Here is a 13,293-nt window from a genome sequence, read left to right as displayed (position 1 = left end):
TTATTGCACTATGAGCTGGTCAATTTTTTCCCAAACAACTTCTAAGCCTTGTTTTTTCTCAGAATTTACCGGAATGAGTGCATTCTCTTGAATTCCAAGGGTCATAGAAATCTTCTTCAAATTCTGTAACATTTGACTTCTGGATAATTTATCGATTTTTGTGCAGACCGCAAAGATTGCTAGATGTGATTCTTTGCCGTATTCAACCATCTGAATATCGTCATTGCTTGGAACCCTTCTTGCATCTAATACGATAATCATTGCTTTTAACTGATTTCTTTTCGCAAAGTATGGATCAATTAGCTTAGCGAATGCTAAAGCACTTTGACGGTCACTTGTCGCATAACCATAACCAGGCGCATCCGTAAATACAACCTTGTTATCGACAGAGAAGAAATTCAAAAGTCTTGTCTTACCTGGCGTCTTACCAGAATATGCTAAGTTTTTACGATTCACTAAGCCATTAATAAGTGTACTTTTCCCTGCATTTGATCTTCCAACAAAGATGATTTCAGGTAAATCACTCATAGGCCACTGTGTCTCTAGTGCTGCTGTCTTTAGCAGGAAGGCATCATGGTACTGCATTAGTGTACCAGCGCTTCCTTAAGTACTTGTGAAACAGTTTCAACAGGAATAAATGTAATAGCCTTCTTCACTGTTTCTGGTACATCATCTAAGTCACGAACGTTATTCTTAGGAATCAAGACTTTCTTAATACCAACACGGTGTGCAGCTAAAGACTTTTCTCTTAAGCCACCAATTGGTAATACATTACCACGCAGTGTCACTTCACCTGTCATCGCAATATCACGATAAACTGGTGTATCTGTTAAAGCAGAAACAATTGCGGTTGTTAGTGTAACACCGGCTGAAGGTCCATCCTTTGGAACAGCACCCTCTGGCACGTGAATATGAATATCGTTTGTATCAAAGAATTTGGGATCGATGTTTAATTCTTTCGCGTGAGCCTTCACATAGTCAAGCGCAATGGATGCACTTTCCTTCATAACATCACCTAACTGACCAGTGATGACAAGTCTACCCTTACCTTCGAAATGATTGACTTCAATCTGAAGCACGTCACCACCAAATTGCGTATACGCAAGACCAGTTACACAACCAATCTGATTTTTCTTTTCTTTATTACCATATTCAAAGATGATCTTACCTAACCACTCACCAATTTGTTTCTTAGTAACTGTGATAGATTTCTTCTTATCACGTAGAATTGCTAGAACAGTCTTACGGCATAATGAAGCAATGATTCTCTCTAATTGACGTACACCTGCTTCGCGTGTGTAATGACGAATCAAGTACAGAATCTCCGCATCCTTTAGCTTAAACTGCGCAGGCTTTAAACCATTGTTCTTAAGTTGCTTAGGCACCAAATAATCTTTGGCAATACTTACCTTCTCGAGTTCTGTATAAGAAGACAAATCAATAATCTCTAAACGATCACGCAAAGGACTAGGAATATTTTCTAAGTAGTTCGCTGTTGCGATAAACATAACCTTAGATAAATCATATGGTTCTTCAAGATAATGGTCTGAGAATACAGCATTCTGTTCTGGGTCTAAAACTTCAAGCATTGCATCACTTGGATCTCCCTTGTAATCAGCACCCATCTTATCTAATTCATCGATTAAGAATACTGGGTTTAATACCTCAGCACGTTTCATACCTTGGATGATACGACCCGGCATAGAGCCAAGGTAGGTACGACGATGTCCTCGAATTTCAGCTTCATCACGCACACCACCAACAGACATCTTCACAAATTTACGATCTAATGCACGAGCAATAGACTTCGCTAAAGAAGTCTTACCTACACCTGGAGGACCTACTAAGCATAAAATTGGACTGTTGAGAGATTGTGTCATCTGCTTCACAGCTAAATACTCCATAATACGATCCTTGATCTTGTCTAGACCATAATGATCCTCATCAAGAACATTACGTACTGCCTTTAAATCTTCAATATCTTCTGTTGTTTGCCACCAAGGAACCGTTAACAGCCAATCTAAATAGTTCCGAGAAACACTTGCTTCTCCACTTCCTGGAGGCAACATCTCATACTTACGTAACTCTTCACGTGCTTTTATTTTTACATGTTCTGGATATGGATTCTTTTCAATCTTCTCACGTAAATCAGCGACATCATCTGTCATATTAGACACATCACCAAGTTCTTCTTTGATTGCCTTTAACTTTTCACGTAGGTAGTATTCCTTTTGACTATCATCAATACGATCTTTGACACGATCATTGATGACTGTCTCAAGTTCGGAATAGCGTTGTTGTTTTTCCAACTCTTCAACAATCAGCAATAAACGATCATTGACGTTTGTTGTTTCTAATAAACGCTGACGAGTTGCCTGATCAAATAAACTAAAGTACTGACCGAATTGGTCACCCAATGTTTCCGCATTAACACCAAGAGATAACTGTTGTACAACCTCTGGCGGGAATACTGCCGCAACCTGAGCCATTCCTTCAAGCTTATCTACCACCTTTTTCACCAATGCGTATTCTTCGCTTTTATCACCATAAGAATCGGTTAATGGAATGACATCTGCATACATTAGCTCTTTATTATCGTAAAGTTTTGCTAACTTTGCACGACGCATGCCAGTAAAAGTTACACGCATGAAACCTTCCTTCTTACGTATAACTTTGATTTTCGCAATTGTTCCGACTGTATATAAATCACCCTCTGCTGGATTGTCTACCATAATATCATTCTGACAAACAAGCCAAACCATACTGTCGTACGAGGCACCTGCCTCATTCACGGCATTGATTGATTTTGGTCTTCCTACTTCAATCATTACATCATGTCCAGGAAATACAACAATTCCTCTGGTACATACGACAGGTACACGAACATTCACATTTTCGCTCATATTCATACCTCCTGAATCACTTTTGAAAATAAGACGCGAGCAGCGTCTTATTAACATTCTATATTGTAAACGAATTACTTAGCAGTTTCTTCTACTTCGCTCTTCTTTTTACGTGTTGTCTTCTTAACTGGCTTTTCTTCTGTAGCTTCAGCCTTATCTGCCTTCTTTGTTGTCTTCTTGGCAGGCTTCTTTGCAGGCTTCTTACCACCAGCAGCATTTTCCTTAACAAATGCATAAGCCTTTTCGTTACGTACATCACGCTTTAGCATATCTACACTGATATATGTTTTCACTTGATCAACTGACATATTATACTGTGCAGCGATGTTGTTGTATTCATTTTCAAGATCTTCTTCAGTTGGCTCTAAAGCTTCAACCTTAGCAATCTCTTCAAGAATCAATCTTAACTTAGCAGTCTTAGTTGCGTTATCAGTATATTCTGCACGAACATCTCCAATCTTCTTGCCCATCATGGATAAATACTGGTTGAAATTCATACCATACTGAGAAATTTGTTGTGCTAACTGTTGAATTTGGTTGTTAACTTCTTCTTCAACAAGTACTTCTGGTAAGTCGATCTCAGCATTTTCAACTAACTTATCCATCAATGCTGTATCAGCCTTGTTTTCAGCCTGAGACTTCTTTCCATCTTCGATACGTGTACGAATCATGTTCTTTAAGTCAGCAACTGTTTCAACACCAGCAGCGTTAACATCCTTCGCAAATTCATCGTTAACTTCAGGTAATACCTTAGTCTTAACCTCGTTAACCTTAACCTTGAATACAACTGCAGCACCTTTCAAATCTTTAGCATGATAGTTTTCTGGGAATGTTAGGTTTAAATCCTTCTCTTCGCCAGCCTTAACACCAACCAACTTCTCTTCAAAGCCAGGGATGAAGGAATGGGAACCTAATACTAAGTCATAGTTAGTGCCCTTACCACCATCGAATGCCACGTCATCCTTGAATCCTTCGTAGTCAATATTCACTGTATCGCCTTCAGCAGCAGCACCATCCTTAGTCTGAACTTCTGCATACTGTTCACGCATACGGTTTAATTCAGCATCGACTTCTTCATCACTTACAGCAACTTCATCAAGATTGTATTCTAATCCCTTATAATCACCTAACTTCACTTCAGGCATAACTGCAAATGTAAATACTAATTCAACACCATTTGCATCGACTGCCTTAATATCCAACTGTGGTTGACTAATAGGTACTAATTTTTCAGCTTCTAAAGCTGTGCGCATCCATACATTTGCATTATCATCTACAGCTGTGATGAATCTTTCGTTATCAGAAACTCGCTTTTCGATTAAAGCCTTAGGTGCCTGTCCCTTACGGAAGCCATTGATAGATACATTCTTAGCAATCTTATTGAATGCCTTCTTTACAGCATCTGCCCATTCTTTACCTTCAATTTTAACTGTTAAATCTCCAACTGATTTTTCTTTGAGTGTCCAATTTGACATCTTATTAACTCCTTTTCGCTTTTTTATTGCTTGCATATTATACCAAAGATACAATATTTCGGCTATGTTTTTACTATATTACGGTCGATTTTAGCACTCGATCGCTATGCCTGCTAATATCCTACAAAGTTTAGGTCTGAAAGTCAATGCAATGTTTTTGCATATGCGAGTTGATTCGAGACCTTTTGATAGATTTCACCTTCATCCATCATATCAGATACTTGTTTTAACATTGCCAGTGCTAAATCCTCTGCTTCATCTACATCATAAGATAGTGGCAAGAATACATATACTTCGTGAATCAATAATGTTCTAGCCATTTCATAGAAGTCAGGATGATTATTTTCTAACCAGTCCTTTAAATAAGATTGCGCTTTTAAGAAACCTTCACTTTTATGTACAGGAACTATATCATCTGACCAGAATGTGTATTCAACACCATTCTTAATTAATGTAAACTCATCAGAAATTTCTTGTTCAGCCAACCCTTCAATTAATAACGCTGCTGCTTCAGGGCATGGATCTTTGGATAAATAATCTTTAATCTCAACAAGACAATCTCTTAAGTTACGTGTCACCAATACACTCGCAGCCGCTAGCTGTGACTTTGGCTTTCCTTTCAGTTTTCTTAATAGGGAATCCAGACTATCTTCTCGAATCTCTTTTTCATCGCTCAGGCGATAATTCAATTCTCTTTTAAAACTCTTTAATTTTTGTTCTACATCAACAGGAATATATGGCATATTTAATTCTTTTTGAACCAAAAAATTCGCATCACCATATTTAGCTTGTTGAATTAAATCTTCTATCTCTGTAAGAATTTCATCGTAATAATTTGTCATATAGCCTCCTAGACAAAAGATACCGCCGACTGATTGCCGACGGTATCTTTTCTATATGGCGTCCTCGAAGAGATTCGAACTCTTGACCACACGCTTAGAAGGCGTGAGCTCTATCCAGCTGAGCTACGAGGACAGCACAAACAATATATCAAAATATCTGTCAGTTTTCAAGATTAAATTTACATTTTGTATCGTTTTAATTCTGCAGATACTTGTTGTCCATCAAAATGTAAAATCATATACGATGGCTTAGAACCGTCACGATTATAACTGAGTGAACCTGGATTAAATAAGTGTATGTCTTCAAACTGCTCATCATATGGAACATGTGTATGCCCAAAGCACACAATATCACAACCACGCTCTCTTGCATGGCGTACTAGGCCAAACAATGAACCATAACCAATGTCATGATGACCATGCACCAATAGAATGCGATGTCCCTCTACTTCAAATACCACTTCAGACTCATAATCTCCATAGTAATCGCAGTTACCTTGTACACAGGCATAGCCTTCTGTTAACTGCCTAGGTAGTTCACTATCACCCGCATGTAGGTAGGCATACGCATTTGGATACATTTTGCGAATCTGTTTTAAACATTCAGTTTGTCTATGAGAGTCACTGACCAATATAATATCTTTTGACATTTCATTCACCGTTGTACATATTATAATGAATCTTTGTCATACGTAAAAGAGATAAACATGTTAAAATACCCTAAAGGAGCATATTTCCATGAATATTTATCCCTACAACATGTATTTCTTATATGCCGCTTGTGCATTTCTCATATGTTATCTCATCGTATTTTTGTTAAAAATGATGAACTTTCAAAAATCAATGAAGACTACCAATGTTAGTATTCAAGCGATAAAAGCAAAAGTTGATCATCTACAGTACGTTTCAAATGCAATTCAAGAACAGAAGAAAGCGAAGAAAACAATGCAGAAGCAATTATTCAAGCTTCTTCTTCCTATCGCTGTTTCTATCATTCTTACCTATCGTCAAGATGACGGCTTAGAAGGTTTCAAAGGATATTTAACTGCTGGTAAGCGAGAATTTGCTAGACGTGGTAATAGCGAAATCTTCAAACGTATATTCACTCAATAAAGTCTAATACCGATGCTCAGACATCGGTATTTTCATATGTTTGATGTAATGCATCATATACTGCTTGTGCTACTTCTGAAGGTATTATTTTTGCGATATCTTCTACTGTTGCGGCTTTCAGATTTGTAAAATTACCGAACTCTTTCAGTAATAACTTCTTACGCTTAGGACCAACACCAGTAATCTCATCCAAAACAGATTTTGTCTGTGCCTTTGCACGAAGCTTTCTATGATATGTAATCGCAACACGATGCACTTCATCCTGCATTCGTGTTAATAAGAAGAATAGACCAGAATCCTTATCAATATCAAAGATATCTCCATTCGCATCCATCAACGCATTGGTACTATGCTTATCATCCTTCACCAAACCCATCAGTTTGATCGTATCTGATAAATCAAGGGAATCTAGAATTTCCTTGGCGGCATCAATCTGTGTTCTACCGCCATCGACGATAATGCCATCAGGCATACGTGTACCTTCGTTTAGCATACGGAAGTAACGACGATAGATAACTTCTTTCATCGAATCTACATCAGAATTACCTGTATGTAGCTTATATAATCGATAGCTCTTACGATCCGGATAACCATCTTCGTATACAACACATGATGCAACTGTAAAGGCTCCACTAATATGAGAGTTATCAAATAGTTCAACGCGATTCATTGGATGTTTCGCAATGTCACAAAGCTGTGCTACAGCCTGCTCTGTTAACGTATCTTGTCTTGCGACCGCATTAAACTTCAAGTCTAATTGTTTCTTAGCATTTTCAATACACATATCCAAAAGTTTTACTTTATACCCTTTTTGTGGTTGGAAGATAGGCATATCTAATACATCTTGTAACGCCGTAACGTCTAATTCCATCGGCAACACAAGTTCACGTGCAGATGGATGATCTTGGTAGTACTGTACTAAGAAAGATGTAAATTCCTCTTCCGCTTCACCATAAAGTGGTCTTAACCGGAACTCTTTATTCAGGATTGTTCCCTCACGTACTAAGAAACCAGTAATTGCAAGATATCCCTTCTTTGTATACCATGCAAATACATCGCGTGAACCACGATTATCTTTTTCAATATTCTGCTTATCATTTACCACATGGCGTATCGACTCTAGCATCTCTTTATATTCTTGTGCTTTTTCAAACTCAAGTGCTTGGCTAGCTTCTAGCATCTTTGTTTGTAGCTCTGCTTCTACATCTTTGGTATCACCATTCATGAAGCGTACAACTTTATCGCTCATCTCATCATAGACCTTTGGATCAATATCAAATTCACACGGACCAATACATTGATGCATGTGATAGTACAGACATACCTTTGGCTCTAAGTGTGTGCAGCGTCTAAATGGATAGAGTGACTGTAGGAGTTTTAGAGTTGTTCTAGCAGCAGTCGCATCTGGGAATGGTCCAAAGTATTTTGCCTTCTTATCTTTCTTCGTATCTCGTGCTATTAGTAAGCGTGGATACTTTTCTTTTGTCAGCTTAATATATGGATAAGATGAATCATCAATAAATTGAATATTATACTTTGGACGATACTTCTTAATTAAGTTAATTTCTAATACCAAAGCCTCTTTTTCGCTTCTTGTAACGATAAAATCGAAGTCATCAATATTGCTTACCATTTTGGTCGTCTTAAAATCGTGCGCACCAACAAAGTATTGGTTCACACGATTATGTAGATTCTTTGCCTTACCAACGTAGATAATTTCTCCGTTTTTATCCTTCATCTGATAACTGCCCGGTTCATTTGGTAAGTTCTTTAGTTTTGCTTTGATATACTCTTTATCCATTGTATTCCTTTAGTTTAATGTTACTACTGTTGCACCAGTTCCACCTTCTTGAGGCATTCCTAATCTAAATTCTCTAACTGACTTATCACTACGCAATCTCTCGTGTACTGCCTTACGTAGTTTACCTGTACCATCACCATGAATGATACGGAAAGTTTTAAGACCATGAATCTTTGCTTGATCCATATAATCTTTCATCTTTTCAATCCCTTCATCTACACGCATACCAATTAGATTACATTCCAGTGGCATGCTTGCATAGATGTTATGTGAACGTATATGTACAGATGTATTTGTCTTTGTCTTTGGAATGACGTGTGAACTTGGACGAATCTGATTTTTCTTTACATGAATTGTTCTACCATTAAGGCTCACAGTAATTTCTTTTCTTCCAATCTTAATTACTTCGCATACTTGATTGGAGGAACGTAGTTCTACGGCATCACCAACATGATAAGTAATCTCATCATAATTTGTATCATCCACTTCTTCGAGTGGTTGAATTTTCTTTAACTGATTGCGTACATTGAGCACTTCATGGTATTTTGCTTGTTCACTACGCATCTGCGCAAGAATTTCATCTGCCTTATGTTGTGCTTCTTCGATATATTGGTTGACTTCTGCTTGTGCTTTCTTTTGCCACTCATCTTTTTCTCTTAATAATTGATTACGCTCTTTTACAAGGGATTCCTGTAATGTCTTTACTTCTGCAAGCTTTTGATTGAGTTCATCATTTTTTAAAGTTGCTTCATTTAGCTGTGTTTCCAAACGTTCAATTAAAACATCTTCTTGAGACTTTGCTTGTTCTTTTAAGAAAGAAGCGTACTTAATAATTGATTTTGGCAACCCATATCTTTCCGCAATCTCGAACGCATTGGATTGTCCCGTTAATCCTTCAATAAAGCGGTATGTAGGTTCTAGTTTCTCTTGGTCAAATTGTACGCTTGCAACCATAATATCATCATGACGTTTGCCATAAGCCTTTAAACGGCCATAGTGTGTCGTTGCTACACAGGTGGCTTTTACATCTCGTAAATAATTCAAGATAGAAATTGCTAGACTCTCTCCCTCTTTAGGATCTGTACCAGAGCCAACTTCATCCATCAGTACCAAACTATTTTCTGTTGCACTGCGGATGATTTCTGCTTGTTTCTTGATATGCGCACTAAAACTCGATAAAGATTCCACAACAGATTGATCATCACCAATATCCACAAATACATTATCAAAGAATGGAATTACAGCACTTTCTGCAGTGACAGGAATCCCTACATAAGTCATTAATACAAATAAACCAATGACTTTCATGGATACTGTTTTACCGCCTGTATTTGGACCTGTAATTAAAAGAATACGTTTTGGATCACGTAGATGATAGTTATTTGCTACTACCTTCTTTGGGTCAATTAATGGATGCTTCGCACGTATAATTTCAATTTCCTTTTGGTCTGTGAGTTCAGCCGCGACAGCATCATGAAGCTTACCCCATTGCGCTTTTGCAAAGATGGCATCTAAAATACCGCATGTTTCGATATTAGATATTTCTTCATCCGCAATCGCTGTAACACTTCTTGATAGCATCGTTAAGATACGATGAATCTCATCCTTTTCTTTCTCAATGAGTTCCATCTTGCGATTGTTCAAACCAACTAGTGATGCAGGCTCAATGTAGGATGCTTGTTTTGATGCGCTATCACCATGCAGTAAACCACCGTACATATTCTTATCTGATGCTTTCACCAAGATAACTGCACGACCATTTCGCATCGTCACAATAGAGTCAACCACACTATCTGAATGACTTGCCACAAATCGATTTGCAGCGGTTGTGATTTCCCCATCGATGCGTGATAAACTACTACGAATCGACTTTAACTCTGGCGAAGCTTTATCCATTACTTCACCATATTGATTTAAACAATTACCTATCTCTTTTGCGATTTTCTCATGAACAATTAACGTATCGTATAGATCACTGAGATGTTCATGTGCTAAAGCATTCATAGATGTAAAGTAATTTAACATTCCTTGAATGCCTTGTATCAAAAACATTTCATCAATTAATTCTTGTGCGGTTAAAGTTCTACCCTTTTTTGCGTTTAATAAGATGTCTCTTAAATCCTTAATTTGAGCCATTGGCAATCGATCTTCATGAACACACATTGCAAGTGCCTCCTTCATGTATGCATGTTCACGACGTATCACAAGAGGATCAAAAGATGGTTTGATGGTATCTACGTATTCAATGCCAAGTGAAAAAGAACATTGTTTTTTCACCTGTTCTAATATCACATTCAATTCTAGACTACCAATTACACTCATAATAACTCCTATTTGATTTGCTTACTTTCATCCACAAAGCCATTGTCTTTTAACCAGTTTTCAACTGCATTTCTTTGTAAATCTGTTAATGACTTTGTACCATCTCCAATCTTAGAGAAACCTTCACTGCTAAATAATGGTCCTAAATAATCCTTAGCAACCATCTCTGTTACTTGGTTAACTTGTTTAAATAGGGAATTTTCCACAATATAGCTTCCATTCTTAAAGAGTGGTGTACATAAGAATACCGTAATCACAACTGTCCAAACAAAAGCCTCTAACACACCAAACGCAGCGCCTAATATCACACTAACAGCATGGATACCTGGCACCTTATGTACGCCTTTTGCAATGCGGTCAACTATGAAGAATAAAACACGTAAGATTAAGAACAATAAAATAAACCAAGCAATCTGATTGACATATGTTTTCGCAATCTCTTCGAATGGCGATCCTGCTAAACCAATAAATTTACTAGGAACAACATTTACGTATTTTGCAAATACTCCACATAATATCCAAGCAACCCAATATGAGATAATAGAACCTACAAGTCCAATCAATCGACGTAAAATACCAGTATTGTATCCCTGTACTGCTTTTAAAATAAAGAATATAACGATAAAGGCACTAAAATAGATTGCCCAATTCTCTTGTAATGTAAACATGAAAAAACCCTCCTATATAAAGATGATAAAACAAAACAGTGCAAACTTCCAACAGCATGATAAAATATAATGCATGAATAACACAATCACTTTAAAACTGAAATCGATTCAAGAAGAGCAACTGTTCAATACTTTTAGTGAATTTCAAACAACACCACCTCAGTATGCAAAGTGGCAATTAAAGCCAGAAAATTGCGTCATTACATGTTATATATCTGGCAAAACTGTATTCCAAGGAAAAGACGCAAATGTATACGCTGCTGCATTTATGAAAGAACCAACGACTACACAAAGTACTACTACAAATCATTATCCCCAAGCTGGTAGCGATGAAGTTGGTACTGGTGATTACTTTGGACCTGTATGTGTATGTGCTAGTTACGTTACTAAAGATGATGTGGACTTCTTAGTAAAACTTGGTGTGCGTGACTCTAAACAAATGAGTGATGCGGATATGTTAAAAATTGGACCATTGCTCATGGAACGCATTCCTCATAGTTTATTGATTGTACCTCCACAAAAATACAATCAAGTTCATGAGTCAAATAACCTAAACGCTATTAAGGCAAAGCTGCATAACCAAGCATATATCAATCTCGCCAAGAAAATAGAACTTCCAAACTTTAAAGTTATTGATCAATTTACACCAGAGACTTCTTATTATCGTTATCTTAAAAATGAACCACAGCTTATACGCGGTATACATTTTGAAACGAAAGCTGAAGATAAGTATTTATCGGTCGCTGTTGGTTCTATCATCTCGCGTTATGGTTTTCTAAAGACCTGGCAAGAAATGGAACAAAAATATAACATGACTCTTCCGAAAGGTTCAGGAGATAAAGTAGATATCGTTGCACAAGCGTTTGTTGAACGATATGGATTTGAGCGCCTTGGCGAAATTGCTAAACTACATTTTAAAAATACAGAAAAAATACGTGTATGAATCATCAATGCACGTATTTTTATTACTTATGTATTGTTGCTATGGGAATGTGATGAAGAGGAACTACTTGCGTTTCTTCTAGCCATAAGCATATTTTCTAGCGTGATAACAATTGCAACTACAGTCGCCTCTTCATTTACATCATAGAGATCAATACAATATTTATCACGCATGGATAATAGCTTCTGTCCTACAACCGCAATCACACGTTCTTGATTGTTATATAGTACAAAGTTCAAATTCGTAAAATCTCCTTGTAAAGTCCAACCAAGTTCGTCAATTGTAAATTTCATGTTCAAGATACGGAATAATTCTTTTGAAAGTTCAAACGACTTTCCACCAACTACATCAATATAGTGAATTGAGTGAAGTGAAAATAACTTCTTTTCAATCGTTGCAACAACTCTATCTTCCCTATCCGTAATTGTTGTTTCATTTGTAAAAGAGAATAACTTTGAATAAGAGTGATAGACAACATTATCATTTTCATCCGTCACATCAATATCCTTATGAAAGCTAAATAAGTATCGACTTGTATAGAGTGATTTTACTGGTTCACCATACTCGTTGTAATTACGGATGTCTGTGCCTTCACCTGCAGAGTGATATCTTTGGAATACTGTCGAAAAAACAAAAATTCCTATAACTACAATCGCCATCATAATAAATACCGGCTGCATTGTTTCAATATACATTATGATTCCTCCTTATAGATGAACTTTATTTCTACTACTATAGTATCACGTCCATATCATAAAAGAAAAAACGGAACATCACTTTAATTGTATATTCCATTCTTCATTTACTTTTTGATAATAGAACTCTGTAATATCAGGATCTTCAAATACTCGAATGAGAACATCCATATCAACCGATAACTTTAATTTCAAGAAATCCTCGCGCTTCACCCAATAAACATTACCTTCGCTAGAAGAGATAATTTCACCAGTAAAAGTATCGCATGTATACAGAAATACGGTATAACGACTTCCATCGGAGTTCACCCAATCCTTTATACCACAGAGTTTTGGCTGTTGAATATCTAAACCCGTTTCTTCTTTCACCTCACGGATTACAGAATCAACAATCGATTCATCATCCTCCACATGGCCTCCTGGGAAAGTAATCCCTGGCCAATCCTTCTTTTGTCTATCGATAACAAGGATTTCATCACTCTTTGTAATCATACAGAGATTCGTAAGAGTTACTAATTTTCTTCTGTCCAT

Annotated in this window: 12 protein-coding genes and 1 tRNA gene; 2 read left to right on the top strand and 11 right to left on the bottom strand. The window is 37.0% G+C overall.

The features are described from left to right. The 6 genes from yihA to RGT18_RS06320 all read right to left on the bottom strand — a co-directional run bounded on the left by yihA (position 1) and on the right by RGT18_RS06320 (position 5,870). The gene (gene yihA / locus RGT18_RS06345) at positions 1-585 is read right to left on the bottom strand and encodes a ribosome biogenesis GTP-binding protein YihA/YsxC (protein WP_028077558.1); all 585 of its coding nucleotides are present in this window, start codon (positions 583-585) and stop codon (positions 1-3) included. Further along, a complete protein-coding gene (lon, locus tag RGT18_RS06340) occupies positions 585-2,903 on the bottom strand; it encodes an endopeptidase La (protein WP_028077559.1) in 2,319 nt (772 codons plus the stop codon). Before lon ends, yihA begins: the two co-directional genes overlap by 1 nt. 74 nt (positions 2,904-2,977) lie before the next feature. After that, positions 2,978-4,378, bottom strand: coding sequence for a trigger factor (gene tig / locus RGT18_RS06335; RefSeq protein ID WP_245580899.1), 1,401 nt, complete (start codon positions 4,376-4,378; stop codon positions 2,978-2,980). A 143-nt stretch (positions 4,379-4,521) separates the two neighbouring features. Further along, positions 4,522-5,220: a DUF3196 family protein gene (locus tag RGT18_RS06330; protein WP_028077561.1), complete on the bottom strand. Its 699-nt coding sequence runs from the start codon at positions 5,218-5,220 to the stop codon at positions 4,522-4,524. 56 nt (positions 5,221-5,276) lie between these two features. Further along, a tRNA-Arg gene (locus tag RGT18_RS06325) sits at positions 5,277-5,353 on the bottom strand. A gap of 46 nt (positions 5,354-5,399) precedes the next feature. Beyond that, positions 5,400-5,870: a YfcE family phosphodiesterase gene (locus RGT18_RS06320; RefSeq protein WP_006526518.1), complete on the bottom strand. Its 471-nt coding sequence runs from the start codon at positions 5,868-5,870 to the stop codon at positions 5,400-5,402. 88 nt (positions 5,871-5,958) lie between these two features. On the opposite strand from RGT18_RS06320, the gene RGT18_RS06315 reads away from it, so the two are divergent. Further along, the gene (locus RGT18_RS06315) at positions 5,959-6,333 is read left to right on the top strand and encodes a hypothetical protein (protein WP_028077563.1); all 375 of its coding nucleotides are present in this window, start codon (positions 5,959-5,961) and stop codon (positions 6,331-6,333) included. A 16-nt stretch (positions 6,334-6,349) separates the two neighbouring features. Here the strand turns inward: RGT18_RS06315 and uvrC are convergent, their stop codons facing one another. From uvrC to RGT18_RS06300, 3 genes are read right to left on the bottom strand one after another with little or no spacing between them, the layout of a single operon-like run. Further along, the gene (gene uvrC / locus RGT18_RS06310; RefSeq protein WP_028077564.1) at positions 6,350-8,134 is read right to left on the bottom strand and encodes an excinuclease ABC subunit UvrC; all 1,785 of its coding nucleotides are present in this window, start codon (positions 8,132-8,134) and stop codon (positions 6,350-6,352) included. Between the two features lie 9 nt (positions 8,135-8,143). Continuing rightward, positions 8,144-10,456, bottom strand: a complete 2,313-nt coding sequence (locus RGT18_RS06305) for an endonuclease MutS2 (protein WP_037403469.1) — start codon at positions 10,454-10,456, stop codon at positions 8,144-8,146. An 8-nt stretch (positions 10,457-10,464) separates the two neighbouring features. Then, a complete protein-coding gene (locus tag RGT18_RS06300; RefSeq protein ID WP_028077566.1) occupies positions 10,465-11,124 on the bottom strand; it encodes a CvpA family protein in 660 nt (219 codons plus the stop codon). A 73-nt stretch (positions 11,125-11,197) separates the two neighbouring features. Here RGT18_RS06300 and rnhC point away from each other — a divergent pair, with 73 nt between their 5' ends. Then, positions 11,198-12,067, top strand: a complete 870-nt coding sequence (gene rnhC, locus RGT18_RS06295; RefSeq protein WP_051240898.1) for a ribonuclease HIII — start codon at positions 11,198-11,200, stop codon at positions 12,065-12,067. Positions 12,068-12,093: 26 nt separating this feature from the next. On the opposite strand, the gene RGT18_RS06290 is transcribed toward rnhC, so the two are convergent. Beyond that, entirely contained in the window at positions 12,094-12,762 is a 669-nt protein-coding gene (locus tag RGT18_RS06290) for an LURP-one-related/scramblase family protein (protein WP_028077568.1), read from the bottom strand. Positions 12,763-12,840: 78 nt separating this feature from the next. Next, positions 12,841-13,293 carry an 8-oxo-dGTP diphosphatase gene (locus tag RGT18_RS06285; RefSeq protein WP_028077569.1) on the bottom strand — a complete coding sequence of 151 codons (453 nt, stop codon included), beginning with the start codon at positions 13,291-13,293 and terminating at the stop codon, positions 12,841-12,843.

Source organism: Solobacterium moorei (assembly GCF_036323475.1).
Lineage (GTDB): Bacteria > Bacillota_I > Bacilli_A > Erysipelotrichales > Erysipelotrichaceae > Bulleidia > Bulleidia moorei.
Note: the sequence above shows the minus strand (reverse complement) of the source record. Positions and strands in the feature narration are given on the sequence as shown.

What these genes read in the sequence shown, in the direction of transcription:
- yihA (WP_028077558.1), bottom strand. Translation starts at nt 585, where the DNA reads ATGCAGTACCATGATGCCTTCCTGCTAAAGACAGCAGCACTAGAGACA.
- lon (WP_028077559.1), bottom strand. Translation starts at nt 2,903, where the DNA reads ATGAGCGAAAATGTGAATGTTCGTGTACCTGTCGTATGTACCAGAGGA.
- tig (WP_245580899.1), bottom strand. Translation starts at nt 4,378, where the DNA reads ATGTCAAATTGGACACTCAAAGAAAAATCAGTTGGAGATTTAACAGTT.
- RGT18_RS06330 (WP_028077561.1), bottom strand. Translation starts at nt 5,220, where the DNA reads ATGACAAATTATTACGATGAAATTCTTACAGAGATAGAAGATTTAATT.
- RGT18_RS06320 (WP_006526518.1), bottom strand. Translation starts at nt 5,870, where the DNA reads ATGTCAAAAGATATTATATTGGTCAGTGACTCTCATAGACAAACTGAA.
- RGT18_RS06315 (WP_028077563.1), top strand. Translation starts at nt 5,959, where the DNA reads ATGAATATTTATCCCTACAACATGTATTTCTTATATGCCGCTTGTGCA.
- uvrC (WP_028077564.1), bottom strand. Translation starts at nt 8,134, where the DNA reads ATGGATAAAGAGTATATCAAAGCAAAACTAAAGAACTTACCAAATGAA.
- RGT18_RS06305 (WP_037403469.1), bottom strand. Translation starts at nt 10,456, where the DNA reads ATGAGTGTAATTGGTAGTCTAGAATTGAATGTGATATTAGAACAGGTG.
- RGT18_RS06300 (WP_028077566.1), bottom strand. Translation starts at nt 11,124, where the DNA reads ATGTTTACATTACAAGAGAATTGGGCAATCTATTTTAGTGCCTTTATC.
- rnhC (WP_051240898.1), top strand. Translation starts at nt 11,198, where the DNA reads ATGAATAACACAATCACTTTAAAACTGAAATCGATTCAAGAAGAGCAA.
- RGT18_RS06290 (WP_028077568.1), bottom strand. Translation starts at nt 12,762, where the DNA reads ATGTATATTGAAACAATGCAGCCGGTATTTATTATGATGGCGATTGTA.
- RGT18_RS06285 (WP_028077569.1), bottom strand. Translation starts at nt 13,293, where the DNA reads ATGGACAGAAGAAAATTAGTAACTCTTACGAATCTCTGTATGATTACA.